At 65.5% G+C, this 26,634-nt stretch carries 24 protein-coding genes; 4 read left to right on the top strand and 20 right to left on the bottom strand.

Features of this window, described 5'->3' with window-relative positions; all coding sequences use genetic code 11:
• Positions 1-2: 2 nt before the first annotated feature.
• From ACYVN4_RS15675 to glf, 3 genes are read right to left on the bottom strand one after another with little or no spacing between them, the layout of a single operon-like run.
• Positions 3-587: a phosphatase PAP2 family protein gene (locus tag ACYVN4_RS15675; RefSeq protein ID WP_460721634.1), complete on the bottom strand. Its 585-nt coding sequence runs from the start codon at positions 585-587 to the stop codon at positions 3-5.
• The gene (locus ACYVN4_RS15670) at positions 584-2,530 is read right to left on the bottom strand and encodes a glycosyltransferase (RefSeq protein WP_379359445.1); all 1,947 of its coding nucleotides are present in this window, start codon (positions 2,528-2,530) and stop codon (positions 584-586) included. The genes ACYVN4_RS15675 and ACYVN4_RS15670 overlap by 4 nt, the downstream gene beginning before the upstream one ends.
• Positions 2,527-3,726 (bottom strand): UDP-galactopyranose mutase, encoded by a 1,200-nt coding sequence (glf, locus tag ACYVN4_RS15665; RefSeq protein WP_460721632.1) that lies wholly within the window; start codon positions 3,724-3,726, stop codon positions 2,527-2,529. Before glf ends, ACYVN4_RS15670 begins: the two co-directional genes overlap by 4 nt.
• Positions 3,727-4,034: 308 nt before the next feature.
• Between glf and ACYVN4_RS15660 the strand changes: the two genes are divergently transcribed.
• Positions 4,035-5,267 (top strand): hypothetical protein, encoded by a 1,233-nt coding sequence (locus ACYVN4_RS15660; RefSeq protein ID WP_460721630.1) that lies wholly within the window; start codon positions 4,035-4,037, stop codon positions 5,265-5,267.
• A 17-nt stretch (positions 5,268-5,284) separates the two neighbouring features.
• Here the strand turns inward: ACYVN4_RS15660 and ACYVN4_RS15655 are convergent, their stop codons facing one another.
• From ACYVN4_RS15655 to ACYVN4_RS15645, 3 genes are all read right to left on the bottom strand, one after another.
• Positions 5,285-5,983 carry a hypothetical protein gene (locus ACYVN4_RS15655; RefSeq protein ID WP_460721628.1) on the bottom strand — a complete coding sequence of 233 codons (699 nt, stop codon included), beginning with the start codon at positions 5,981-5,983 and terminating at the stop codon, positions 5,285-5,287.
• A 143-nt stretch (positions 5,984-6,126) separates the two neighbouring features.
• Complete coding sequence (locus tag ACYVN4_RS15650) at positions 6,127-6,882, bottom strand: MerR family transcriptional regulator (protein ID WP_460721626.1); 756 nt, start codon at positions 6,880-6,882, stop codon at positions 6,127-6,129.
• 80 nt (positions 6,883-6,962) lie between these two features.
• Positions 6,963-7,415, bottom strand: coding sequence for a DUF4189 domain-containing protein (locus tag ACYVN4_RS15645; RefSeq protein ID WP_460721624.1), 453 nt, complete (start codon positions 7,413-7,415; stop codon positions 6,963-6,965).
• A gap of 293 nt (positions 7,416-7,708) precedes the next feature.
• Between ACYVN4_RS15645 and ACYVN4_RS15640 the strand changes: the two genes are divergently transcribed.
• Positions 7,709-8,440, top strand: a complete 732-nt coding sequence (locus ACYVN4_RS15640) for a S1 family peptidase (RefSeq protein ID WP_460721622.1) — start codon at positions 7,709-7,711, stop codon at positions 8,438-8,440.
• A 72-nt stretch (positions 8,441-8,512) separates the two neighbouring features.
• Here the strand turns inward: ACYVN4_RS15640 and ACYVN4_RS15635 are convergent, their stop codons facing one another.
• Together ACYVN4_RS15635 and ACYVN4_RS15630 are read right to left on the bottom strand one after the other, a co-directional pair.
• A complete protein-coding gene (locus tag ACYVN4_RS15635; RefSeq protein ID WP_460721620.1) occupies positions 8,513-9,151 on the bottom strand; it encodes an NAD(P)-dependent oxidoreductase in 639 nt (212 codons plus the stop codon).
• A gap of 30 nt (positions 9,152-9,181) precedes the next feature.
• Positions 9,182-10,114, bottom strand: coding sequence for an EamA family transporter (locus ACYVN4_RS15630; protein WP_460721618.1), 933 nt, complete (start codon positions 10,112-10,114; stop codon positions 9,182-9,184).
• A gap of 107 nt (positions 10,115-10,221) precedes the next feature.
• On the opposite strand from ACYVN4_RS15630, the gene ACYVN4_RS15625 reads away from it, so the two are divergent.
• A complete protein-coding gene (locus ACYVN4_RS15625; protein WP_460721616.1) occupies positions 10,222-10,722 on the top strand; it encodes a MarR family winged helix-turn-helix transcriptional regulator in 501 nt (166 codons plus the stop codon).
• A gap of 442 nt (positions 10,723-11,164) precedes the next feature.
• Positions 11,165-11,923: a helix-turn-helix domain-containing protein gene (locus tag ACYVN4_RS15620; RefSeq protein ID WP_460721614.1), complete on the top strand. Its 759-nt coding sequence runs from the start codon at positions 11,165-11,167 to the stop codon at positions 11,921-11,923.
• 156 nt (positions 11,924-12,079) lie between these two features.
• Here the strand turns inward: ACYVN4_RS15620 and ACYVN4_RS15615 are convergent, their stop codons facing one another.
• The 12 genes from ACYVN4_RS15615 to ACYVN4_RS15560 form a co-directional block, all read right to left on the bottom strand.
• The gene (locus ACYVN4_RS15615) at positions 12,080-12,520 is read right to left on the bottom strand and encodes a hypothetical protein (protein WP_460721612.1); all 441 of its coding nucleotides are present in this window, start codon (positions 12,518-12,520) and stop codon (positions 12,080-12,082) included.
• Entirely contained in the window at positions 12,520-15,219 is a 2,700-nt protein-coding gene (locus ACYVN4_RS15610) for an EndoU domain-containing protein (protein WP_460721610.1), read from the bottom strand. The genes ACYVN4_RS15615 and ACYVN4_RS15610 overlap by 1 nt, the downstream gene beginning before the upstream one ends.
• A gap of 323 nt (positions 15,220-15,542) precedes the next feature.
• Positions 15,543-16,301, bottom strand: coding sequence for a peptidoglycan recognition protein family protein (locus ACYVN4_RS15605; RefSeq protein WP_460721608.1), 759 nt, complete (start codon positions 16,299-16,301; stop codon positions 15,543-15,545).
• Between the two features lie 13 nt (positions 16,302-16,314).
• Positions 16,315-16,773 carry a hypothetical protein gene (locus tag ACYVN4_RS15600; protein WP_460721606.1) on the bottom strand — a complete coding sequence of 153 codons (459 nt, stop codon included), beginning with the start codon at positions 16,771-16,773 and terminating at the stop codon, positions 16,315-16,317.
• Positions 16,773-18,077 (bottom strand): hypothetical protein, encoded by a 1,305-nt coding sequence (locus ACYVN4_RS15595; RefSeq protein ID WP_460721604.1) that lies wholly within the window; start codon positions 18,075-18,077, stop codon positions 16,773-16,775. Before ACYVN4_RS15595 ends, ACYVN4_RS15600 begins: the two co-directional genes overlap by 1 nt.
• A 55-nt stretch (positions 18,078-18,132) precedes the next feature.
• Complete coding sequence (locus ACYVN4_RS15590) at positions 18,133-18,465, bottom strand: hypothetical protein (protein ID WP_460721602.1); 333 nt, start codon at positions 18,463-18,465, stop codon at positions 18,133-18,135.
• Positions 18,462-19,517: a hypothetical protein gene (locus tag ACYVN4_RS15585; protein WP_460721600.1), complete on the bottom strand. Its 1,056-nt coding sequence runs from the start codon at positions 19,515-19,517 to the stop codon at positions 18,462-18,464. Before ACYVN4_RS15585 ends, ACYVN4_RS15590 begins: the two co-directional genes overlap by 4 nt.
• A 13-nt stretch (positions 19,518-19,530) precedes the next feature.
• A complete protein-coding gene (locus ACYVN4_RS15580; RefSeq protein WP_460721598.1) occupies positions 19,531-20,607 on the bottom strand; it encodes a hypothetical protein in 1,077 nt (358 codons plus the stop codon).
• 10 nt (positions 20,608-20,617) lie between these two features.
• Entirely contained in the window at positions 20,618-21,646 is a 1,029-nt protein-coding gene (locus ACYVN4_RS15575; RefSeq protein WP_460721596.1) for a hypothetical protein, read from the bottom strand.
• Positions 21,647-21,666: 20 nt separating this feature from the next.
• On the bottom strand, positions 21,667-23,283 hold the full coding sequence (locus tag ACYVN4_RS15570; protein ID WP_460721594.1) for a Gp37-like protein: 1,617 nt from the start codon (positions 23,281-23,283) through the stop codon (positions 21,667-21,669).
• Positions 23,283-24,176: a phage tail protein gene (locus ACYVN4_RS15565; protein ID WP_460721592.1), complete on the bottom strand. Its 894-nt coding sequence runs from the start codon at positions 24,174-24,176 to the stop codon at positions 23,283-23,285. The genes ACYVN4_RS15570 and ACYVN4_RS15565 overlap by 1 nt, the downstream gene beginning before the upstream one ends.
• Positions 24,173-26,614: a hypothetical protein gene (locus tag ACYVN4_RS15560; RefSeq protein ID WP_460721590.1), complete on the bottom strand. Its 2,442-nt coding sequence runs from the start codon at positions 26,612-26,614 to the stop codon at positions 24,173-24,175. The genes ACYVN4_RS15565 and ACYVN4_RS15560 overlap by 4 nt, the downstream gene beginning before the upstream one ends.
• Positions 26,615-26,634 lie beyond the last annotated feature (20 nt).

Below are 26,634 nucleotides of genomic sequence, written 5' to 3'. Positions count from 1 at the left end.
GGTCACTTCGAGAGTCTCTTTTCGGCGGCGAGCACGGCGGCCGCCGATGCGGCGCCGAGCGCCGAACCCGCGAGCACGTCGGTGGGGTAGTGCACGCCGAGGACGACCCGGGAGAGCAGCATCGGCGGGACGAGCACCGCAGGCAAGGGTAGCCCGGTCAGTCGGCCGAGCAACACAGCCGCCGCCGTAGTGGATGTCGCGTGCGAGGACGGGAAGCTCAGCTTCGACGGCGTCGACACGTTGACCTGCACGGACGGGTCGTGCGGACGCTTGCGGCGGACGATCCGCTTGATCACGACACTCGCCGCGTGCGCGCCGAACGCGCCGACGGCGACCCCGGCCCACTCCCGGCGGCGCGGCTTGTCAACCAGCGCGCCGACCGCGGCGATGCCGATCCAGCCGAGCGAATGCTCACCGAAGTGCGACATTCCCCGCGCCGCCTTGATGACCTGCGGGTTCTGACCGATGGTGCCCTGCACCAGGTTGATGATCTTGACCTCGGCCGGGGACGCGACCGGGGCCGCCGGTGCGTCCGGGACCACGTGCAGTCCGCGGTCCGGGCTCGAAGTTGGCTGTGCAGCCGTCATTTGGGCTCGTTCCTTGATTCAGTATCGATACCGAAGACGTTCTCCCACGCGGCCTTGCTGGTGAGGTGAGCGTGCGCGCGACGATACTGCTCACGCACCTCCGGGAAGCGCTCGGCCAGCTCCTTGCGCAGGCGCATCGCTTCCTTGAACAGCTCCATGGCCTTTCGCGGATCCCGCTTACGGTAGACGACGCCGCGGCCGTCGGCGGTGGTAACGGTGACGCCGTCCACCTGCGACAGCAGGAACCAGCGCGCGTCCAGCGTGGGGACGTTCAGCTGCGGGGTCTCGTGATGCTTCGGGTTGGCCTTGCGGAAGTTGTGCAGCACGCCCTTGCCGAGGCGAGTCACCTTGGCCAGTGGATTGCCCGGCTCACCGACCGCGCCGACCTCGGCATGCGAGGCCATCGGCAGTTCGGTGGAGGACGGCACGATCACCGCGTCCGGGAATTCCTTGCGCATGGCGTGCACCTTGCCCAGCGCGGACGGCAGCAGCTCGAAGAGCTTGTCCGGGCCCGCCAGGTAGTCGCGGATCGCCTCGTTCTGGATGGCGACCGTCGAATACTCCAGGCACAGCAGGTGTTTCAGGGTCGCCTTGATGGTGTTGACCACCATCGGGCGACCGTCGTTCGGCAGGTGCAGCGAGGCGACTACGAGGCGGTTGCGCAGGTGGAAGTATGCCTGCCAGTCGATGGCGTCGTCCTTGTCGGACCAAGCCATGTGCCACACGGCCGCACCCGGCAAGGTGACGGTCGGGTAGCCGTGTTCGCGTGCGCGCAAACCGTATTCGACGTCGTCCCACTTCAGGAACAACGGCAGCGGCTGCCCGATCTCCTCGGCCACCTGCCGCGGGATCACGCAGGTCCACCAGCCGTTGAAGTCGACGTCGATGCGCCGGTGCAGCAGCTTGGAGTTGTCGCGGTCGCGCAGCGGGTACTTGGAGAAATCGTGGTCGTACTCGACGGTCGCGGGCGCGGTCCACATGAAGATGGAACGGTCCACGATCTCGCCCATGGTGTGCAGGTGCGAACGCTCCTGCAGGTTGAGCATCTGGCCACCGGTCAGGATGGGCGACTTGGCAAAACGCGAGAAGGCCAGCGCGCGCAGGATGCAGTCCGGCTCGATCTCGATGTCGTCGTCCATGTAGACGATGAACTCGGCATCGGTGGTCTTGAGCGCCTCGTACATGACCCGGCTGTACCCGCCGGAGCCGCCGAGATTCGGCTGATCGTGAATCGCCAGGCGACCGCCCAGGCGGGCCGCGGCCTCGGTGAAGCCGGGCTCGTCCACAACCTTGCGGTTGCCCTGGTCGGGAATGATGACGGCCTTGATCTTCTCCAGCACCAAGGGATCCGAGCCGAGCGCGGTCAGCGTCTTCACCGCGTCGGTCGGGCGGTTGAAGGTCGGCATGCCGACGGCGATGCTGCCCTCACCCGGCGCCTCGACCGGCGCGTACCAACCGCCGCTGCGCATTTCGACGTGGCTGTCGGTGGTGATGTCGAACCAGATCCAGCCGCCGTCCTCGAACGGGCCCAGATCCACCTCGAACTCGACGAAGTCCGCGGCCGCCGCGCCGTCGCCGGGCGTGCTGAACTCGCTGCCCTGCACGTGGATTCGGGAGCCGTCGGCCTTGGAGCGGTAGACGTCCACGCGGCCGTGGCCGGACAGCTCCAGCTTCAGCACCACCGTCTTCAGCACGCTCCAGCGTCGCCAGTAGCTGGCCGGGACCGCGTTGAAGTAGGTGCAGAAGGAGACCTCGGACTCCGCGCCGATGGCCAGCGCGGTGCGCGTGATGGCATGCGCGCGCCGGGCATTGGTCTCGGATTCCTCGAGGTACAGCTTGCGGACGTCGAGCGGCTCACCCGGCCGGGGCAGGATGACGCGCTGGAGCAGGGATACGGCGCGGGTCTCGGTGCTCATGTCTTCCCGAGTCAGTTGGGCGGTCATTCGGCGGAGTCCACCAGCGGCGCACCGGTTTCCAGGTGCGGGCGCAGCACGTTGTCGAACATGCTGAGCGCGGCGCCGATGGCCATGTGCATGTCCAGGTACTGGTAGGTACCCAGGCGGCCACCGAAAAGCACCTTGTTCGAGGCGGTTTCGGCCTTGGCGCGCTCGCGGTAGGCGAGCACCTTGGCGCGGTCGTCCGGGGTGTTGATCGGGTAGTACGGTTCGTCGCCGGTCTGGGCGAAGCGCGAGAACTCGCGCATGATGACCGTCTTGTCGTTCGGGTAGCCGGTGCGCTCGGGGTGGAAGTGGCGCGGCTCGATGATGCGGGTGAAGGGGACATCCGCGTCGTTGTAGTTCATCACCGGGATGCCCTGGAAGTCACCGGTCTCGAGCACCTCGGTCTCGAAATCGATGGTGCGCCAGCCGAGTTCGCCCTCGCTGTAGTCGAAGTACTGGTCCAGCGGACCGGTGTAGACGATCGGGGCGTCCGGGTTGGCGGCGCGGATCTCGTCGCGCACGTCGAACCAGTCGGTGTCCAGGCGGACCTCGATGAGGTCGTTGTCGGCCATCTTCGACAGCCACGCGGTGTAGCCGTCCTTGGGCAGACCCTCGTAGGTGTCGTTGAAGTAGCGGCTGTCGAAGGTGTAGCGGACCGGCAGCCGGGTGATGATGCTCGACGGCAGTTCCTTGGGATCGGTCTGCCACTGCTTGGCGGTGTAGTCGCGGATGAACGCCTCGTAGAGCGGGCGGCCGATCAGCGAGATGCCCTTCTCCTCGAGATTGGTCACCTCGGCGCTGTCGATCTCCGCCGACTGCTCGGCGATGAGCGCGCGGGCCTCGTCCGGGGAGTAGTAGCGGCCGAAGAACTGCGAGATCATGCCCAGGCCCATGGGCAGCGGGTACGCCTGGCCCTTGTGCAGGCCGAAGACGCGGTGCTGGTAGTTGGTGAACTCGGTGAACTCGTTGACGTAGTCCCACACCCGCTTGTTGGAGGTGTGGAAGAGGTGAGCCCCGTATTTGTGGATCTCGATGCCCGTTTCCGGGTCGGCTTCGGAGTAGGCGTTACCGCCCAAGTGATAGCGGCGGTCAACCACCAGAACTCGCTTGCCGAGCAGCTTGGCGGTGCGTTCCGCGATGGTCAGCCCGAAGAAACCGGAGCCGACAACAATGAGATCGAACGGGGATGCGACGGTCACGGCTGCCCAGACTACCGGCACGACCTGAAAGCGCGCGTGGGCTCCATCGGGGTGGGTTGGCAGCCTTTGCGAAGGGCCGATGCCAGGGCTTTGCCGGGACCGGGGGCCAACCTCGCGAGAGTAGGCCGCGACGTGATCGGCGTCATCCCGGTGAGCGGGATTGGTCGAGATCTTTTTGCGCAGAGTTCACGAAAGCGCTGCCGGTTGCGTCATCAGAGCCGTATTACATAACGACCCGAACTGATCGGACGACCAGTTTTTGCCGTGTGTTTGCGCGGACGTGACGCCAGCTAGACCCGGAAGACCTGATGACCATGCGCCTCGCTCGCCTCGCCCCACTCGTGGGCGCGCTCTCCATTACGGCCGTGCTCGGCACGGTCGCCCTGGTGCCGGGCGCAGCCCCGGCCCGCGCCGAGGACGGCGACACCCTCGCCGCCGCCGAGATCGCCGATGGGGGCGATCTGTGCGGCAAGCCCGGCGCGGCCACCTTCGACGACATCATCAGCGCGGCCGCCACCGCCATTCGCACGGTCGTGCCGGGTGAGCAGCAGGCGGCCTATGACCAGTCCGTCAACGACTTCCGGCAGAACATCGCGTCGGTGCACGTGCACCGGCAGGGCTTCCTGCCGCTGAGCCCGGACGAGGTGAACGACCGCACCCAGTTCCTCGACGACCCGATCGTCACCTACCTCGTCAACAGCCTCGACGCCGTGCGCACCGGGCAGGTGCACCGGACCATCGCCGTCTCGCAGCTGAAGGTGCGCGATGTGGTCGAGGTGTTCATCCTCGCCACCCGGATCGTGAAGATCCCGTCCCAGTTCGCCGCCAGCCTGGTGCCGACCGTCGGCTTCGTGCTCAAGCCGATCGTGGGCGCGCTGTTCAACGGCGTGAAATCGCTTGCCCGCGCGGTGCAGTCGCAGCTGTCGGTGGGTTGCGACGCGCACACCGTCTATCGGAAGCTGCAGCTGGATCTGCCCGATGAGCATGTCGATCTGCCGCAGCCGCTCGTCGATCTGGCCAATCAGGTGATGAAGGCCGACGGCACCTGCACCCCGATCGCCGAGTTGAAGACCAGCGACCTGGTCGAGCGCACCCGCAACTTCCTCACCACGGCGTCGCTGCCGATCGATCCGGCCGCGGTCAATGCCAATGCCGCTGCGCTGCAAGGCTTCCTGCAGAGCAACCGGGTCGCCGACGTGATGATGCTGCGCCGCACCGAGCAGCTCGGGCCGATCGTGGACGCGCTGGACTACGGCCCGCTCACCTTCCTGGCCAACCTGGGCTTCGACATCTACGAGGGCCGCGCGCTCAACACCGTCGCCCTGGGAGATGTGAAGGTGGAGAACGTCTTCGCGCTCATCACCTTCGCGCTCGACACCACCAGCCTGCTGCTGACCGTCGGCAACACCATCGCGGGCTTCACCGGCGTGGCCTCGACCATCACGACGCCGCTGGGCATCGCCGAGACCATCGCCTTCGCGCCCGCCACCTACGGCGCGCCGATCCTGCGCGGGGTCATGCAGTCGATGTGCGCCGCCTGATCAGTACAACGGCCTGATCAGTAGTAGGGGTAGTACGGCTGCGCCGGGGCAGCCGTCTGCTTGCCCTCCGCGATCCAGCGGCCGGTGAGCGGCACCGCGGCCAGCACCAGAATGGCGAGGGAGAAGATCAGACCGATCGCGCCCGAACCCGGGCGCATCACGAAGCCGATGAGTCCGAGCACCGACGCGATCGCCGACATGACGATCAGGATCCAGCGCCCGGCGGCCTTGCGCAGGAACAGCATGGTGGCCCCGACGCACCACAGCACGCCGATCACCAGCACGAGCACGCCGAGACCGATCAGCACGGCCATCAGCCCCGACTCGTCATCGGCGTAGTAGCGGCCGTTGTCGGTGTAGGACTTGTGGTCGTTCACGACGATTCCGGCGATGCACACGATGATCCCGGCCAGGATGGACAGCACGCCCCCGATCATTGCCAGTACCCCGGCGGTGATCGCGGTGCCGCCGCTCGCCTTGGTCTGCTGGATGGCATACGGCGAATACACCGGCGGCGTGGGATAGGCCGGGTACGCGGCATTGGGCTGCTGGGGATAACCCGCAGGCGGATAGCCGGGCTGCTGGGGATAGCCGGACTGCGGCGGAATCTCGATGGGCGGCAGGCCCGACTGCGGCGGGTATTCCAGCGGCGCGAAGCCCGGTTGCGGCTGATCCTGCGGACCGTTCTGGCCTGACGAACCGTACGGATAACTCATCGGGTCTCCTCCCCTGAAACACTCCCGGCGAACTGTACTCCGGGGCGCTGACATGCACGAACGGGTTATCGGGCGGGTAACCGCAGACGCCCGCAGCCCCTCTCGGCGGGTGCCGAAAGGGGCTGCGGTGCGAGGTTTTCCGGCTACAGCCGCGTGGCGGTGTAGACGCGGATCGCGTCGCGGACGTACTCGACCGTGCCCGCGCCGTGCTTGTCGTAGTTGGCGGCGAAGCGCGGGTCACCGACGTACATGTCGGCGAGGTTGTTGAAGTACTGGCCGGTGATCTCACCGGCCGAGGGTGCCGAGCTGACCCAGTCGTAGTGGCGCTGCACGATGGCCTGCACCTCGTCGCTGTCGACCGGGAGGCCCGCCGCGTGGGCGCGCCCGTAGTCGGCGGCGATGTCGAGATGGGTCTGTTGAAACGACTTCTTCTCGGCGTCGGTCTTGGACGACCACCAGTCGTTGCTGTTGCGCCAGGCGTCCTCGCCCCAGCGCTCGATGACCTCGTCCTTGTACTGGGCGTGGTCGAATCCGTCGAATACCTGTTCTGCCACGAGCTGTTCACCTGCTTCCGTCTTGCGCAATGTGGTTTGCACCGAGGCGATTTGCCGCGCGATCCGGTTCTGCTCCTGTTTCAGCAATTCCAGATGTGCAGCCAAGGCGGTCGCGGTGTCCTTTTGCCCCGCGAGGACTTCGGCGATGGCCGGTAGGCCCAGACCGAGTTCGCGGAGCAAAAGGATGCGCTGCAATCGCACGAGGGATTCCTGGTCGTAATAGCGATAGCCATTGGATCCGATCCGGCTCGGCGGCAGTAACCCGAGGTCACCGTAATGCCGCAGCGTGCGGCTTGTGGTGTGGGCCACTTTCGCTAATTCCTGGATCGACCATTCGGCACTCACGTTCCGGCCTTTCGTATCCCCTCGTTCTCCTCGACGAATTCAGGATGCAAGTTGACGTAGCGTCAAGGTCAAGCGCTAATTTACGCGCCGTCGGTGCACTGGGTGTAGCGGATGTGCACGGACTGCTTGGCGGGCGCGGAGCTACCGAACATGGCGGGCGGGTTCGGCATGAAGTTGGTCAGCCGGTTCATGGCGTCGTTCTCGGCGTCGGCGCGATTGCTGCCCGAACCGCCGTAGTAGTAGGTGTGATCGGCGCTTTCGGCGATGGCGCCGCAGCCGTCGCGGAACTGCGACAGCACCTTGCAGCCGCCGTGCGCGCACTGGTTGATGGCGTCCGCGTCGGAGGAACGCCAGTTCGGGTAGTTCCAGGCCGCGCCGTAGAAGGTCCCCCCGTCGGTGCTCAGCGCGAGCGAGCCGTACAGCGAGCCGTCCGGGCCGCGCTCGGCGTTGGCGGTGCCCGCCCCCAGCGACGTAACCAGCACGGCCGCAGCCGAAACGAACATGGTCAAGGCAAGTTTGCCCGAGAAAGCCATTGAAAATTCTCCCCATTTGGCAGCGGCCGCGCATGAATGGCCGCTCCGGTTGCACTCCGTGGTGCGATCACCACTGTCCGGAGTTCTATCACGGGGCACCGACACGGCCAAGTCCGTTTTCGTCACGTCGGAACCGGTTGGCGGATAATGCCTTCCGAATAGGTCGCCGGATCGGTCGACCGCCGGAGACTTGCTTCTCGGTTACCGGCATGACATGCTCCGCGTGCGCGCTGCCGGACTCCCGATTACCGCGCGCGCACGATTCGATTTTCGGGGGGATGAGGAAAATCCAAATGCTCTCTGCGGGCCGCGCCCGAGTCCTGAACTGGGCGGCCGTCGCCGTCACCGCCGCGAGCGCCGTGCTGGTGTTCGCCGGACCCGCCGACGCGGCCGCGCCGGTGGTGCTGGGCGGTGGTTCCGGGGTGTACGTCGAGGACCTCACGACCACGGACCAGGTCAGCGATTGCACCCTCACCGCCGTGGGCTACGACAACAAGAATCAGCTCGTCGGCCTGACCGCCGGCCACTGCGGTGAGGTCGGCGCGCGCGTCGCGGCCGAGTACACCCGCAGCGGCGGCATCGGTGTCATCGCCGAGAAGAGCGAGCAGATGGACTGGGGCATCATCGTGTTCAACCCGGATCGGGTGAACCCGACCCGGTCGGTCGCGCAGTCGACCATCAATACCATCGGGGCGCCGCCGCAGATCGGTGAGACCGTCTGCAAGAACGGCCGCACCACCGGCTTCACCTGCGGACCGGTCTGGGAATCCAAGGCCCTGTCCTTCCGCAGCCAGGTGTGCGCCAACCACGGTGACTCCGGTGCGCCGGTGCTGCGCGGCGACCAGCTGGTCGGAATGGTGGTGGCGGGCACCGACTTCGACGCCGGGCCGATCAGCATCGAGCTGCCGCTGTGCACCGGTGGCGGCAATCTGATCCACGAGCCGGAACTGGCCACCAACATCACCGCCGTGCTGGCCGATATCGATCGCCACGGCGGGGCGGGCGCGGGCTTCCACATCGCCTGACACTGGAACTACAAGAACGGGGCGTGACCGGATTCGGTCACGCCCCGTTCTCTGTATGTACGGCAGATGTTTTCAGTAACCGACGGTGATCCGGGTGCGATGGTGGCGGGGCTGCTCGATCTCGTCGAGCAGGGCAATCGCCATGTCCTCCATGGAGATCGCGGAATTGCCCTGCTCATCCGAGAGCAGGTCGTCGGCGCCGAGCCGGAAAACACCGGTGCGCTCGCCCGGTTCGAACAGGGCGGCCGGGCTGAGGTAGGTCCAGTTCACCGCGTGCTCGGTGGTTCGGAACACCTCGAGCTGGCGGTTGCCGCCCTCGGCGATGGCGAGCAGTTCCGCCGGGAAGCCGGGCTGTTCGGTGAGGGTCAGGCCGGTGCCGGGGACGATCAAGCTGCCCGCGCCACCGATGACCAGCAACCGGATTCCGCTGTCCGCCAAGCCCTCCAGCAGCGCTGCGGCGACCTCGGCGAGTTCGTGCTCGCGCCCGACGGCCGGGCGGGTCGCGCCGATCACGACATCGCTTCCGGCACTGGCCTTCTCGACGGCGGCGGGATCGGTGGCGTCGGCGGTCCACACCTCGACCTCCGACGGTAGTTCGCGCAACCGGTCGGCGGTGCGGGCGACGGCCCGCACCTGGTGACCGCGGCGCAGGGCCTCGGCGACAACCCGGCTCCCGGCGTCTCCACTGGCTCCGAACACGGTGATCTGCATGGTCTTTCGCTCCTTCGAGAGTGCGGCGGGTCAGGCCGCGAGACTGGTCTTGGGGGTGTCGGTGACCGGCTTGGCCGCGGGCTTCGCCGGGCCGCCGCCGATCTGGCCGAGTAGTAGGCCGCCGAGCACGACGGCGATGCCCAGCAGTTGCAGCGGGGTCAACGACTGGCCCAGCGCGGCCCAGCCGATGATGGTGGCCGACACCGGGCTCAACAGGCCCAGGAAGGTCACCGAGGTGACGCTGGTCCTGGCGATGCCGCGGAACCAGAGGGCGTAGGCGATGGCCGTGCCGATCAGGCCCAGGTAGAGGTAGCCGCCGATATTGCGGGCGTCCAGCGCGGGCGGCATGCCCTCCGCGATGGCCGCCACCGGCAGCAAAAGGATTCCGCCCGTGGTCAATTGCCAGCCCGTCATGGCCAGCGGACTGACCCCGTCCGGACGACTCCAGCGCTTGGTCAGCACGGTGCCGCTGCCCATAGCGACAGCCGCGCCCAATCCGGCGAGGATGCCCCAGGTATCGAGGGCCGCCGTCGCCTTGAGGACGACCAGCGCCACGCCGGCCAATCCGATCACCGCCGCAACGATTTTGCGGAGGGTGAGTTGTTCGAGTCCGGCGAGCGCGGCGAATCCGACCGCGAACAGCGGCGCGGACGCGGCCAGCACCGCCGCCACCCCACCCGGCAGCCGGTAGGCCGCAACGAACAAAAAGGCCGTGAAGACACCGATATTCAGCGCGCCGAGCGCGAAGGCCCGCCAAATCCATTGCCCGTGCGGCAGTTTCCGCGTCATGGCCAGCAGCAGCAGGCCCGCGGGCAGCACCCGCATCACCGCGGTGAACATCGGCCGCTCCGGCGGCAGGAAAGTAGTGGTAACTGCGTAGGTCGACCCCCACACCAGCGGCGCGAGCCCGGTGAGGGCGAGCGTCCCGGCGAGTCCGGCGACTGCAGCGCGTGAGGTGGTCATCGATAGCTCCTCATTGATAATCTCAACGTTGAGATAACACCATCTGAATACCTCAGCGTCAAGTATCTCAATGTTGAGATTTATTCCGCCGCAGCTAGGAGCCCGTCTTGCCCGACGCCGTCGACCAGATCACCGCCGCCTGGCGCGACCAACGCCCCGACGTCGACACCTCCCCCATGGAGATCTTCGGCCGCCTCTCCCGCCTGGGCCGCCTCGTCGACCGCGAACTGACCGACTTCTTCCGAGCCGAGGGCCTGGAACGCTGGGAGTTCGACGTCCTCGCCACCCTCCGCCGCTCCGGCACCGAATCCGGCCTCAGCGCAGGCGCCCTCAACAAGGCCGCCATGATCACCTCCGGCGCCATCACCAACCGCATCGACCGCCTCACCGCCAAAGGCTGGGTAGACCGCGTCCCCGACGCCAACGATCGCCGCGCCATCCGAGTCCACCTCACCGACACCGGCCGCGACCTGATCGACCGAATCCTGCCGTTGCACATGGCAAACGAACAACGCCTCCTCGCCGACCTCACCCCTGCGGACCGCGAAACCCTCATCCCCCTCCTCCGCAAGTTCGCCGAATCCCTCGGCGACCTCACCTTGGACTGAAACAGACCTCACACCCCTTGCCGGGCAAGCAATCAGCGCCCGGAAGCAACTCCTGGACCTCGAGGCCGAGTGCCGCAGCGAGGAGAATGAGCTCACTCGCCCGAAACGAGCCCGGCCGCGCCATCCGACCGGCCAGCGCGCCATCCCGCATCCCCAGTCGTTTCCCGAGGTCCACGGCACTCACCTCCGCCCGCTCCATGGCCCGCCCAACCCGCGCCCCGACACATCTGCCCATCCAGTCCACAAGACCGCCTTCCACCCCTGGCTCGCCTGCCATCGGCCCCGTCATCGCGGCCGTCGGCAGCATTTGAGCTATCGTTCGAACATATGTTCTATTATCCGGAGTGGCGAGCGAGGACTTCAACGAACCCCGCCCGCACAATCCGTGGGAGACATGCAATACAGACCACAATACAAATAGTGGCGGGAGAGGTGACAGCGGTTGACCGGCAACCTGTTCGGTGACTACATACGGCAACGCCGCGAGGACGCCTGGCTGACCCGCACCGACCTCGCCAAACGCGCGAACCTGTCCGTCTCCCTGATCGAAAAGATCGAATTGGGTGCCCGCCCACCGACTCTGCACGCATTGCAGATCCTGTTCGACGAGCTGGATGTGGCCCCGATGTACCGCCGCCACATCCTCGAGCACAGCCTGCCGGAGCTCTACGGCACACCCACGACTCCCCGGCCGCGCCTACCGGACACCCATGACCTGGCCGACCTCGAAACCCTGATCGGCCCGGCCTGCCTCTACACGCTCCCCACCTTCACGATCCTCGCCGCAAACGCCGCCCACCGCCATTCCTTCCCAGGCCTGCACCCCGGCATGAGCTTCATCGAATGGATGTTCCTGACCCCCGCGGCCCGAGACATCATGGTCGACTGGCACAACGAAGCATCTCGCCTCATCCACAGCCTCCGCATGCTCACCCCCAACCTCACCACCAACCCAACCACCGCCGCCATCATCGAAAACTGCAGCCGCACAACAGAATGGAACGACCTCTGGCCCGGCCGCCCCCACCACACCCCCGGCGACGCCCGTCTCGCACTCCGCGACCTTCACCGACGACGAACCAGAACCGTCCAGATCCGCCTGTACTCCCCCGAATACCCCAACCGCCACTGGTGGCTCTGCCGCCTGATCCCAGAGTCATTGCCCACCAGGATTCCGGATTCTCAATCCAGCTCGATGTAGCTCGACCATCTTCTCGCCGACGAGCTCCCCACACATCTATCTGCCGATCAGACGCACCAACCATCGAGTCAGGCCAACCCATCCGAAACCACCCGGTCGATCGTCTCGACAATCTCAGCCGTCACCCTTCGATCATCTTTCATTAGATCGACGGTTTCAGTCCACCGCGAGTGGACGGTCTAATGGCCATGGCAACACTGGAGGATGTCCATGGGAAACCGTAAAAGCACGGACACTTGACTTGAACGGTTCGTCACCATTCAAATCGATCATGCACTGCCAGTATTGCGAGATTACCGCGAGCACATCTTTTCGCGAAAGTCGTCGAGCGCCAATAATGTCATTGACGTACATATTAAGAAGAGAAATATTACTGAAATCCATGACTACAAGCCATGCATTGCCAGCAAACTCACGCTTGCACGCGTCCAGCCCGGCCGGGTCAGAGGCTATCGCGTCTACGATTTCCACAAGGAAATCGCAATCAAATTGCACGTCATCGACAAGCCAGGATGCGACTTGAGAATCGTCGGCGAGATCGCTGATACTTTGCTCGATATAGCCGTTTGCTGATTCGAATAAGTTGTCGCGGACCACTAGGGCGTACCCTTTCCTTGCCATATCGGATATCCGGTGATTATACGCCCGGTCTTAATGTCATAGTACCCTTGAATTTTCAGACTACCGTATACTCCTGACCACTTGCCATTGGGCATGTACGTGGCGTTACGACTTGCACCTTCTATCGCACGCTTCACTTGGATGGTCGTCCAGCCATCGGGGAAGAAACTACTCCTCGCCGATTTTGTTCTCCACTCTCCGCCGGTCCAAATGTCCATGTTGACGGTACCCATATATACGCCGTTGGAGTCTTCTTCTGTCAGCTCGGTAGCCCTGACCCCGAATCGATCTCTTCCATTTGGGCGGTAATGATAGCCTGTCGGCTTACCATATTCATTGATCTCCCCTTTCAGCACATGCAACCACGTCTTCTCGTCTGGCACATGCAACGCAGGTAGCTCTCTTATCTGCGGATGTTCTATGCGCGGATATTCGACACCCATCGCCCTCGCCCTGCTCCCGCGAGTCCAGGAGTAATTTCCGTCGAAATTCTTAGGCCTCCGAACACTAGGGGGAAGGTTGATGTGAAAGGTTCCGTTGCCTACCGGCAGCGAGCTATCGGCGCCAGCAGCAAAGACCTTCTTGGGACCGCTAAATGTGGCAGAGACGTCATGAACAAGATCGATCAATGGCCCTGCAGCAGCGGCCCCGGCCCGCACGACATCGGCGAGCGTGTTTCCGGCGCTGGCCGCCAGAGGACGTGCTGCGGTCTTGATTCCTGCGACCACCGGGCGAGCGACCAGACCGCCGGCCTTGTTGATCGCTGAGGTGGCTGCCAGAGTGCCGAGCAGAGTGCCCAATCCCGCGGCGAAGTTGCCCTGACGGAAGTCCGTGTAGCCGAAGCTGTCAGCGAGATCGGAGACAATCCGATTGGCCTCACCCTTGTTCAGCCCCGGGACCTCTCCACTGTTGGCAACCCGATATCCGGCCGGCCCGAATTGGAGGGTGAGGCCTGCTATTGCTGCGGTCTTCGCCAGATTCTTGGCGAGCGCGCCCCATGCTTCGCCGACTCCAGGGCTGCCTGGGCCGCCGATCCCTGCGAGGGGGAGCATGCCCTGGTAAGTGCCGAGGAACGCGTCGCCGAACTTGCCGGAGAAGGAGGTGTAGTCCTGGCCGTTGGCGCCCTTTTCTGATCCCGCCCAGGGGATTCCAGGAAACTCGCCGTACTGCGTGTTTAGTTCGCGATGACCCTTTTGCTGCCAGTCCTCGCCGAAGATGCTGAAGATCGTGGTCGACTTCTTCTGATCGGCCGACAGAATGATCTCTTGGGTGAGCACGTTATTGGTACGTTCACCGTATGCCTTGGTCGGCTTGAAGACCTTGGTGCCGTCCGCGCTGGTAGTGATCGTTCCTAGGGTGACTCCGTCTTCCTTGACGAATACGCCGCCCGACGGATTCGGTTCCAGGACATACTTGTCGGGCACGACCCGGTTCTCGTCGAACGTATGAACCGCATCGCTGGACTTGTATCCGGGAACCCGCTGCCAGAGCAGTTCGCCGATGGTGCCGTCAGCGTTCTGCCGATAGTGCCCTTCGCCTTCGTGTTCGAGGTCGCTGATGATCACCTCGGTCCACGGGTGGTCCGTGTTCGCGTCCTTGAGGACCTCCGTGACAATCTGTTTGTTGATCGGGTCGATGGTTTGGGTGAACTTCTGATTCCACTGGTCGGTGCCGAAAGTCGATGTGGTGGAATCCAGGCCGCCGCTGATGCTTCCGGAACCGTCTGGGCCCCATCGCTTCGTGGAACCGTCGGTACGGGTGAGGTATCCGGAGTGGTCCGGGCGCGATTCACCGACCAGCCATGGAGTGCTGAATTCAGGGTTGCCGGGGCGGAAGGCTTTCGTGGTGGTACCGCCGCCCGGCAGCGCGTCGGTGACGTAGTACGTTCCGTCCGGCTGCTTTTCGATCGTCTGGTATGCGGGATCGCCGTTGGGTTGAAGCGTTTCTTTGGCCCAGTTGCCTTTTCCATCGCCGATCGTGACGGAGGTGGCTCCGTTGACGGGATCTCCTCCGGCGGGGACGGTGTAGGTCGTCTGTAGGCCGCCACCCACCGGAATGAAGGTGACCGAGTGGGAGCCGTCGGCAAAGGCCGTCCACACGTAAGTGCCTTCGGCTTCAGCGCGAGCGCGGACCTCTGTCGTGGTGTTGTCGGTGTTGTGGATGGTGCTGTCGATGGTTTGACCGTTGGAGCCGGGGACTACGACGCTGGAGGTGTTCGGCGCGGATTGCCATTGGGTGCCGTCGGCGGGGACCGCGAGCGGGGCTGGTGCCGGGACCACCGGTTGCGCGAGTTGTCCCGGCGAGGCCGGGATCGGACCGGTCGGTTGCGTGTCCTGGATTGGCTGCGCTGACTGGGGGTTCTGTGCCGGTGGGGGATTCGATTGAGCGGGTTGGGGGTTCGGTGTCGCCGGGGCTGGGTCGGGGGCGGGTGCCTGCTTGTTCATGCCACCGGTGGGGATCCCGTCGGCATAGATGGACGGGATTGCGGAGATCGGTTTGACAACCGATAGCGGCGGTTGTGGGCTGACAGGCGAGGGGCCGAGGTTGTTCGACGAGGTGAGTTCGTCGGCGCGCATGAGGCGGTCGAAGGTGCGGATGGCGTCGGCCGCGGAGGACACGGTGATGTTGTGGACACGGCTGCCGGAGGGAGGCCCAACGGCGGGGACAATCGGCATGGCGGGCCGTGCCTTTCATGGTGCGGACATGCGAAAGGCCCAATCCCGGTGTGGGATTGGGCCTTTCGCGGATGGTGAACCTGTGGCGAGGGCGGTTATGCCTTCGTCACGGTGCCGGCGGATCTTCGGATGTCACGCCCCAGATTCAGGCGTTTGATCCGACTCGCGGTCTGCTCGTCCAGGTTGTTGAAGTTGTAGATGTTCTGGCGGCGGCCGCTCGACGCGGATCCAACCGGGCTCGCGGTGCCGGGGGTCCAGGGGGTGAGCGGGCGAGTGGAGGCCGAGAAAGCGGATGGCGAAGGCGAATTCGGCATCGGTGACTCCTAGGGTTCGAGTCGTTGCAGTCGGGTGTAGATGTCGGCGAGGGCGTCGACGACGGTGTGGTTGTCGAGTTGGGGCCAACCGGCGTATTGGCCGGTGTCGCGCTGGGCTCGGCCACACAGCTGTTCGCGGATGTCTTTGACGTCGTTGCCGATCGGGCCGCAGAACGCGGTGATGAATGCTTTGAGTTCGGCGACTTCTGATGCGCTCATCGGCGCGTCCTCTCCGTCGATGAAAGCCTGGACATCGCGACGGAACGCGTCCATGTCGATGCCTGCGGGGTCGATTTTTCCTTCGCTGCTGTACTCGCGGTGAGCGACGCAGTCGATGGCGGTGCGGCCGATGCGGTGCAAGATGGCGGCGCAGCCACGCTTGTAGGCGTCGAGTTGGACTGGGGTCCAATCGGTTCCGTCACCGCGGGAGACTGCTTCGATGCCGATCACGTGGTAATTGGCGTTGTTGGTCGGCCAGCCTGGCCACGAGCCGCGCCCGGCGTGCCAGCAGACGCCCGCCGCGATCACTCGGAAGGTGCCGTCACGTTCCAGCACCAGCTGGGCCAGCGGGCCCGGCAGATCTGGCCGCCCGTATTGGACTGTGCGCCAGTCGCTCTGGCCACCGCCGCCGGTGTGGTGGCACAGCACGCCGCGCAGGTCGGCGAAGTCGCCGTGCCCGCGGTCGCGCCAGCCGTCGTGTTCGATGACGCGCAGCCCGGCGGTGCGGAGCACGTCCGCGAGCCAGATCGGGTCTCCGGTCCAAGGCATGCGTGTTCCTCCGTTAGGTGGCGTCGAAGGTGACGTAGGTTCCCGAGCCGCCCTTCAATGTCGCGGTCACACCCCAGATGCTGGTGGTCGTGTTGGTGACGGCGAGCCACAGTCGATCGCCGGGTTGCACATTGATCGCCGTATCGGAGAGCGTGGCGACGGACGCCTGATTCGCGAAATCCGCCCCTTTGATCTCGGTGTTGTTCTGCATGAGCGACACATGGAAACCGCCGCCACCAGCGCTCGGTGACCAGCCCGAGGTCAGGGTTACCTTGCAGCGCGCAATACCCGCGCCAGAGCTGCCGATGAGAATCTCGTTGGCGGCGGAGATGACGGTGTCCGGGTACCCGCTGCGGGCGGTCCATCCGGTCACCTTCAGATTGGCGGTGTCCTTGCCGACCGCAAGATCGGTGGTCTTGTCCATGCCCATCGGTGTCAGCACCGAACCCGCCGCGACCACGACGAGCCCCATCAGAGCGTCACCCCTTTGAGACTCACCTGTAGACCCTTGCCCGCCGAGCTGTCGGCGGTGGTGATATTGACGGTGAGGCGATCACCCGGCGCGAACGTCCACGGGGCGCTCGGCGTGATTACCGTGTCGGTGTTGTGTGCGGCGGCCGCGATGGTCGCGGAACTGCCTGCGACAGCGTTGTTTCCGCTGCCGTTCGTCTTGCGCAACTCCACGATCAGATTGCCGGTGCCCGGCGTCTCACCGCGATAGGTGATCGAGCTGACGCTGATCGCACGCTCGATCCGAAGCCCTTCAGGCATCACGTTTCCGACCCCCTGCACCCGAGTTCCCGTGTGCGACTTGAAGGCGATGTCGTAGACCTGTCCGGCCGCGGTGGGCTGACGCTGATCGCTGAGCCGGTTGTCGGTGGCCGCCACCGCCCCGAGCACGGTACGCGCGGCCGCCGCGTCGGTGGCGGTGAGCAACGCGCGTCCCACCGCGCTCGCATCGGAGAGATGCGCGGTGATGTGCGTGTGCGCGGTCGGCGTTCGGGCGTCGGTGAGCCGCGAATCGTCGCCGGCCACAGCGGTTGTCGAGGTCGATCCGATGGCCGGAGGGAAGGTTGCCGGTTTGCCGGTGACGCCCGCCCAGTCGGTCGCACCGGCCGGGCCGCGGATCACGACTCCCTGTCCGTTGGGCGTCCAGCCGCCAGCCGCAGCACGGTAGACGTACAGCAACCCATCGGCCTTGACGACATACTGCGCGCCATCCTTCGGCGTGGCGGGCAGCGTGGCGTACGTGGCGGCCTGGCCGTCGATCTGGATGCCCGCGCCGCGCTCACCGCGCACCACGGCATTGCCGAGGCTGGCGGGCACCGGTGAGGCCAGGGTCAGGTCGATCAGCCCGGTAGATCCCGCATCCGGATTGGTCTGATCCGGACCTGCGATGTACTCGGGCACCGCGAAACTGAACGGCTCGAGTGGAACCGGCTCGCTCTCGTAGCTGAGGGCAAAGGAGACTCGCCATGTCCAGTCCCGCGGGTTGGTGTCGGCGTTCGGGGCGACCAGCCGAATGCCGCGCTTGCCGCGCCACGTCAGATAGCCGAATTCGTCAAGCTCACAGACGTAATGGTGAGGCAGCTGCACGTAGGTGGTCGGCGCAGGCTGCGCGGCGGCGACCAGGACCTTCGGTGCGTCCGCGGTGAACGTAACGGTGCCTGCAAGGGGCGGAAACTCGGGAAGATCGCCGATGTCGGGGCCGTCGGCGATATTCGCGAGGAAGCGTCCGACGACCTTGCCGTACTTCAATGGGGCCAGATCAGCCATGGGTCAATGCCTTTCGAACAGGGAGCGGCCGTGTGCGGGCCTGCCCCTACAGCAGTTAGGGAGGAGGCGCCGAGCCATCCGCGGGCGCAGCCGGAGGCTGCTTGTACACCCACAGCAACCGATCGCTCGTCACGTAGGGAACCGCGCCCGGGAGGCCGGAGACACCCCGGACCGTGTTGCCCGGATCGGCTCCCGGAGACAGTGGAAGTGAGTCCGTTCGAACTCTGCGGAGCTCGTCGGCCACCGTGGACGGCTCGCCCGGATGGCTCCAGAAGGTGATGAATCGTCCGAATTCGAGCCTGGTCCAGATCAATTCGGCGTCCTTCGGCACCAGCACATCGGTCCACTGCTCGCCGATGTCGACCTGGAGACGGAAGATGCTGGTCACAGCACGCGCTCCGCATAGACGATGAGCTGAGCGCCGGTGTTGTCGACCGAGAACGGCGTGCCGCCCAGCGTGTTCTTCGCGGTGACGTACAGCGTGACGGTCTGATTGGGCTGCACCACACCGAAACTCGCGCTCGGTGAGAGCGGGTACTCGAACTTCGGCCCGATCAGCACCCAGTCCCAGTTGCCCATGTTGTAGCCATAGCCGTAGCCGACGAGCTCCCCCTTCGACGGGTCGCCGATACGGACCTCGACATCGCTGCGTCCGCCCCAGCTGTTGGGATTCGCGGACGCCACTCGCAAGGAACCGCGCACCTGCGGTCGCCACGCCGTCGGCTGACCCGGAATGGTGATTGCCGCAACGGTTTTCGCCACATTGAGGTTCGACCCGCTGCTGAATTGCCCCTTGCCGATCGCCCACGGACCGCCGAGCTTGGGACTCGCGGCCGGTACGAATTTGCCGAGAGTCGTGTTCCACGCCAGCACGTAATCCTGGGCGATCGGATGATCCTGGTCGATGAGTACATCGGCCGCGTCCTGGATCTTCCCTGCACCGCCCGGGTCACCGGCATCTCCCGGAATACCACGCGGGAACGTGATTTCGAGTGTCTGCCCCGGAGACGTGCCGATAATCCGCGCAGCCGCGCTCGATCCGGGTTCGCCGGCGACCGCGGCGCCGGACAGCGCGTTCGCAGGGCCGGGTTTGCCGGGCCGGAGGAAGGCCTTGTCGAAGGCGATCAAATCGAGTCCCGTCCAGTAGTAGACGGCGTTCTCCGAGATCACCCGCCACGCGCTGCGGGCATCGGCGGTGCCCAGGTTCAAGGCTTTCAGAGCCGCAACATCGGCGATGTCGCCGCGCCATTGCCAGGGCCAGGCCGGGTCGCCGTCGGGACCCCTTCCACCGCTGGGTCCTTCGCGCAGCTCGATGAGCGCCTCACGGTCCACCAGTTCCAGGGGGTTCACGGTGTAGGGGAGTCCGACCGAGTCGGAGACTCCACGCATGGTGATCTTGATGTTCTCGTCGTAGACGACGGTGTTCTGCTGGTCGGTCATCTCTTCTTCCCGCTCACGACGCAGTCACCGGCCGGGCCCAGCACAGAATCTGGGAGTCGCCCTGTCGGTACGTATAGTTCGAGTCACCGCGATTTCGTCGCAGCACGACGTACAGCGTCACCGCGCGGCCTGCCGGGATGACGCCGACCGCACCGTCCGGTGTCATGGCCCGGGTGGCATAGTGCGGCTGGAAATAGCAGAATCCATCGGCACCGAAGGGGAATCCGGCGCCCAGAGCGACGATCTGCCCCGAAGCGGAGTCGATCCGCACCTCGGCATCGATGCGGGTGTTGAAATTACCGATCGTCTCGCTGGTGAATACCAGCGCGCCGCCGGCGATGACCGGTCGCCAGTCGACGTCCTGCGCCGGAATGCGCAACTGCGCGATGGTATTCGGCGTTGTGCCCACATTCTGCTGGGTAGGGGCGAAACCGGGTCCGCCGTCCCATGCTTGCGCACCCGCGATCGACCACGGGCCGCGCAGGCCCGGGAACGGGCGTGGCGTCCACTTCTGGCCCGTCGCGTTCCAGGAGGGCACCACACGATCACTGTGCGGGCCGTCCGCGTAGTCCGGGGCCTGCCGGATTGGACCGGGGCTGCCGGGAGCACCCTTCACACCCTTGATGCCCTGCGGCACAGTCAGATTGAGCACCAGGTTGGGTTTGGTGCCGGTGATCGTCGCTTGCAGGTCGGATCCCGCCGGTCCGGTGGCGACGGTGCCGATCGCGATACTGCAGGGTGCGCCGTCCGGCCCGGACGCTCCGAAGGCATCGGTGAAGGAGTCGAAACTCGTTCCGTTCCAGTACATCAGAGTATCGGTCGCGAGCACTCGCCAGGCTTTTCCAGCATGCGCGAGGCCGAGTCGAGGTGCGAGCGCGGCCAGCGCGGCCTGATCGGCGATATCGCCTTCCCAGCGGAAGACTGCACCCGGTTCGCCCTGCGGCCCGGTATCGCCCGGGGTGCCGGTCATCAGCTCCAGGGAGCCATCACGGGGTGTGCCGTGCAGTGCCTGCACGACCCCCGGGGTGCCCACGCCTTCGTCGATGCCGCGAATGAGCGTGGACTCGAAATATTCTCCAACGGTGGACATGTCACCTCTTTCAGATGGGCTGGGCGTGGATGACCAGCGAGGCTTGATTGCGGGAGAAGGCGATCCGGCCGCTGCCGTTCCCCGCACGGTTGAGTACGACCGTGAAGTTCGCCGCCTGTCCCTGCGGCACCACCGCGAAGGTCGAACTGGGCGACAGCGTCGAGACCGAGTCCTCATCGCGATAGGTGGTCAGCAACGGCAGATACAGGTATCCACCGACGGATGGGCGGGTGGCGGCCAGAATCGGGCCGTCCGTGCTGTTCAATCGCACCGTCGCGTCGACCGGCGACGTCGCGCTGAACACGTGGACGTGTCCCTGCGCGATCGGACGCCACGCGAACTGCTGTGCGGGAACGGTGAAGACACCCGCGATGATCTGCGCGACGTCGGCGTCCTGGTCGGCGTTGAAGTCCTCCTGGTACCACGACCAGGGCCCGGTGCCCAGCGGCGGCTGGAGCGGGCGGAACTTCTGCGTGGCACGGTGATACGCGAAGACGGAACCCGGTCCGGGATTGGTGGTGTTGTCGTAGTCGGGTGAATCGGCGATCTTGCCGGAGACACCGGCGGGGCCCCGGGCGCCCGCCAGTCCGGCCGGTACCGTCGCCTTCAGTTGCTGATTCGCGCCCTTACCGACGAATTCCACCGCGGGAACGGTCAGATTGGGATCGGGGGTCGAGGTGACCACGGAGACGGTGTTGGCATCGGCGACCGGACCCTTCGGGCCGACCGCGTGCGGCGAGTGCACCCACTGTGCACCGTCCCACACGTCCATTCCGTCGTCATCCAGCCGATGCCACCACTTCCCGCGGTCGTCCGCACCCAACCCGCTGGGCCGCGCGGCGATGGTGGGGATTTCGCCCATCTTCCGAAAAGTGGTGCGCGGACGCCCCTTCGCACCCTGAGCGCCGACCGGACCGCGCGGCAACGCGAGGTCCGCCATCTCCGTAGGGACTGCCAGCTGTGCATTCAGGACCGGCAGCCCGTCGGTGTCCGGTTGCCGAGTGACCGTGATTCGGGCGGGAAAACTGATGTCCGCCATAGTGTTTCCTCCCAGCGGGATTAGAAGATGAGCAGGTCCAGATCGGCGCCGACATCGGTGGACAGATCCTTGATCGCCGCGGCGACGCGGCCGAGCCGCTGCCAGGCCTTGACGACCGAGTCCTCTTCGTCGGATCCGTCGCCGACGGTGATCTGCCAGACGGACGGGGTCTGCCGGTCGTCGGTGAAGGTCAGTTCGGTCACGTAGTCGGTGAACACGTGCTCGCCGACGGCGAAGCCGATCTGATCGCCGAGCCCGAAATCCCTGCCCAGCAGGTACGGAGCGTTGTCCTCGATGGTCACCTTGTGGCTGGTGTAGCCGCGAGTCAGATGCAGGCCCTGGCGGGCGGCGACCAAGCCGTCGAGGTTGAAGGCCTTGTCACTGCCGGTGATGTACAGCTCACGGAAGGCATAGGGACCGGCACGACGGGCTCGTTCCATATCCCGGTAGACCATCCAGGCCAGGAACACGTCATTGAGCTGACCGCGATACAGCCAGCCCAAGCCGATCAGCGACAAGAGGCCCTTGATGACCACTTCGATGCCGGCGTTGACCCAGCCGGGTGAACGGCCGCCGATGATGACATCGGTCGCCGTCGGCTTGTGCAGCGCGATCTCGGATGCGCCGATACCCGAGTACTCCCCTTCGAAGTACCACACCCACGGGAAGTTCCTGGTGGTGCCGAACTTGCCGGGCTGGCCGTAGACCGCCTCGTACTCGGTCGTGGAATCGAAATTCGGGTAGCGGATCGGCGTGGTGCCGTCATCGGCGAATTCCTCTATCCAGGACTGGATTCCATCCAGGAGGGTGCCGGTGCTGCCGGTCACGCCGGACTTGTCGACGGTGTCGAGCACGACGGTCGGCTTCTCGAGATAGAAGTAGTCCGGGGCGGGCTGCTCGTCCTCGCCAGGCAGGAAGAACCGAGCTGTCAACATGACGCCGGAGTCCTCCAGCATCGGCTGAAACAGCTTGTCCGCCATGTCGAATCGCGCGGAGGCGGCACTCCACCGACTGGTGTCGTGCAGGGGGTCGACCGGAACCACGGCGATCGGGAAGAGGGTGTTGCCCGCATTCCATTTCGGCGTGTTCGCACCGTCGGCGGGCGCCCAACCCGGCGCCTGCAACCGCATCAGGTTCATCGACAAGTACGTGGTCACCAGCGTCCGGACCGGGCCGAACAGGATGTGGTGGCGGGGGAACTGCGCCAGCACCGGCGCGAAAGGCGATGCCCAGCAGCAGATGGTGGCGATGTGATTCCAGGCGTGAATGGCCTCGATGTCGACTGTTTCGACACCGTTGTCATCGCGGACGATCGACGCCTTGGTGATGTACCCGTCCCATCGGAAACCCTTGGTGTTCACGGTGATCGGGATGGTGGCGTCCGCACCGTCCTCGTTGTTGAACAAGTGGTCGAAGTGCACCATGTCGCGTGGGCAGATCATCTTGAGACCACCGGCGGAATTGCGCGGGTAGGTGAACTGCAGGGACAGGTAGCTGTGCTCCTCCCCCACCTCTTCCATGAATTTGTTCCAATAGCGAACCAGCACATCCGGATTGCGCGCCTGTTCCTGATCGGCTTGGAACCGCTCGTCCATCCGCCGCGCTTCGTCGTACGGATCCCAGGTGCCCGCGGTCATCAGAACGGCCTCGAGGATCGGGGCGTGACCGAGGCGATGATGCTGGAGGCGGTGGTGCCGCCGTCCACCGTCACGGTGATCGCGGTGGAGGACCACGGGTCCATCGACTGCATCCACCGGCGACCCGCGAGCTGTGCCCACACGTTGACCGTTTTCGTACTGGCGCTGTCGTAGACCACAGCCGTCCGATGGCGGGGGTGCGTGTCGATCCGCAAGGTTTGCGTTGCGGTCAGCGTCGGGGTCTGCACCATCCGGGGCAGGACACTCGGAAACGGGTCCAGGATCGACCATCTGCCGGGGCCGTTCATCGTGTAGCGCGGCCACACCGGCTGATCGGCTGCATTGCGCAAGCGCACGATGCCCTGGCCGATGCCGGACGTATTGGTCCACACCGAGTTCTCGTCGAAGTGCCGCTCCAGCGGATCCATCGCGGTGGCTGACATCTTGTAGACCGCCAAGGCATTTCGCGCGGGATCCACATCACCGACCGGCTCGGGCGCGGCATCCAACTGCGCCTGCTGGAATCGCCAGCCCTGGTGGCGCGTGTAGTACCCGACCGTCACCGGCTTGTCGGTGGACCAGCCACGAAACCAAGCGTCATGCACGGCGTGAAAGTCCCGGATCGGGTCCGCTCCGCTGTCTTTGGTGGAGGTCGAGATGACTACCAGGAAGTCCCACTCCTTCTTGGAGCGAACCGACCGCATGAAGGTGGCGCCGTCCTGACGCGCGCCCTCGGACACCAGCAACTGCACCGGCGCGAACATGAATCCGTTCTGCTGCGAAAGGCGCACGCCCTCACGGCCGGAGTTCACACCGGACAGATGCCACACTCGTCCGTTGACATCCCACACGACCACCTTCGTGCCGTGGGCTTCCAAAAGTTGGTGGCTCATCGCCCGAAACCTCCTCCACGTTGCTGCGCCACAGCCCGGCGCCGACGGACCCGCTCTGTCGCGATCCCGGCGCTCTTCGGATCCATGCCGTTGAAGTTGTAGATATCGCCGCGGACGGTGTGCCCGCCCGGGCCCGCGGCCAGATCGGTGAGCCCGAATCCGGTGCCCACCAGCTCTTTCACCGCATTGCCCGCCCACTCGATGGGGCGAGTGAATTCCTCGGCGATCGAACCGCCGATCATCGAGCCCACGAACTGACCGATGATCGGACCCAGCGGCGCGGCAGGTCCGAGGAAGGGCGCGGCCAGGGTGCCGAGGAAGTTGCCCGCGAGGCTGCCCAGCGTCGAGCCTGCACCCGAGATCGCTCCCGTCAGGCCGCCGAGTAGGCCGTGTTGCTGCAGGCCTTGGATGCCGGATTTGAAAGCGTCGACGCCGACCTGTTGTTCATTCGTCATCTGCGTCGCAGACGACGATCCCGGGGAGCCCTGGGGGCTCCACTCGATGCCGGTCGCCTGGCTCAACCAACGACCGATCGTGTCGGTCCAGTTGTGGTTGGGGTCGGCGCTGCTGTACGCCTGCCCGATCGGGGCCATGAGGTCCTGGGCCAGCTTGCCCAAGGTGTCCGGAGCTTGATCTCCCAGCACTGGGGACAACAGTGTGCCCAGGTCTTGACCAACTTTGTTGGCGGCCAACGACACCAGATCGGTGAAATTGCCTTCGCTGGGGTTGTACTGATGGATCTCGTCCTGAAGGGTTTGCGCGTCACCGTTTCCGGCCTTGCCGGTCAGGACATCGAGCCAGGTGAGGCCCTTCGGGGTCCGCACGTACCGCTTCCGGGCGTCGGGGGTGTCCTGCACGAAGGTCTGAACATCCATGCCCGGCGTCTTGGCAATACGTACCTCCGGCGTGAGATACGCCCAGCCCGAGGCCAGGGTGCCGTCCTCACTGCCAGGCAGGTACTCCCAATGCGCCTGGGTGCTCGTATCTCCTCCGGCGGGGCTGCCACCGCTCGGCGTGCCTGCCGGACCGGAGTTCTCTACGACGCTGCCGCCGCCGTTGTCATTGGCGGACGGTTCCGGCGCGGAGCCGCCTCCGCTGTAATCCGCTCCCGCCGCACCGGGTGCGGTTCCCGTCGCACCGCCAGAACCGGTCACCGAACTCGCTTGTCCACCACCGAGTCCGGCCTGCACGGTGAGGGACGTGCTCAGCTGAGTACCGAACTGTGAGCCGATGAGGAGGCCCAGCTGTTCGCCGATCACCGGCGCGAGTTCACCGGAGGGGCCGAGGGCGGGCTGAATGGCCGCGCCGAGCATTTCACCCAGCCGGCTGCCCGCAGCGGTCGCCGCACCGCTGATTCCGGAGCCGAGTGCCGCTGCCAGCGAGCCCAGCTCACCGGACGCGCCGGTCGGCGAATTCGGTTGTGCGGTACCGAGAAAACCGAGGGTGGCGGACGGGGTCGCTTGAATCGAGGCCGTCATCGGGACGGCCGATCCGGAATCGGTCAGATCTGCGCCGTTGCGAACCGACGCTGACGCCGCCGATCCGGGACGAGCCGCGAGCAGGCCGCCCGGCCCGAACATGGGGGCCAGGGCGGAGCCCAACGCAGCGCCTGCCCAGGAAGCCGCGTCGATCGCGGCATTCCCCAAGCCGCCCAACGTATCTGCGATGACACCCTGGCCGAGCATGTCTCGCCACTGGTTCGGATTGCTGGGCGCAGTGGTGCGGCTCGCGTCCGCTCCGGTGAGGCTCGGCAGCATGCCCGCCAGGAAGTCGGCCGAGGGCACCCAGCCGGAGTTGATCGCATCGAGCAGTGAGAGCGCTCGCGCGGCCGAATCGGCGTTGACTACGTACTCACCGCGAGAGGCTGCCAGGTGCACCAGGTCAGCGGACGATCCACCGGGGCCCGACACCAGGCCACCGTCCGCGACGGTATCGCCCGGCTTGTAGACCAGGCCGCCGCGGGCACGTCGTACAGGGTTCTGTTCGAAGACCGAATCACCTTGGCCCTCAGTGTCTTCCGGTCCACGCTGTCCGCCTCGCTTGGCAGGGTTGAGCAGCGTGGTCTTGGCGCTGAACTTGACGATCCGGGTTTCCGTCTCGTCGCTCTTCGAGGTGTCCCGCAGCAGGCTCAGGGCCTGCGATGCGACTCGGTCGGCGAAGAAGTTCGGCACATGGCCGAGTACCTCCTCGAAGGCGTGGGCCAGTGCGGTGAAGGGACCGGAGCGGCCGACCAGGGAGTTGGGTGCACCGGATCCGTTGTCGGAGACCAGAATCGGATCCTGGTCGGGGAGCGTGACAAGGGAGGTCCCCGGGGTGGAACCTCCTTCCCAGAGGGCGCCGCTGGGGAGCGTGATCCGCTTCCCTGGAGCCGGCTGCCCGCTGGTCGTCATCGCGAGAATGTCCGGCAGTGTCATCGCCGGTGGGCGTTGCTTGTCCACAATTCACATCCACTTTCTGG

The sequence above is a fragment of the Nocardia heshunensis genome, assembly GCF_054782115.1.
The sequence above is the reverse complement of the archived record's forward strand: the minus strand, read 5'-3'. Positions and strand labels throughout refer to the sequence as shown.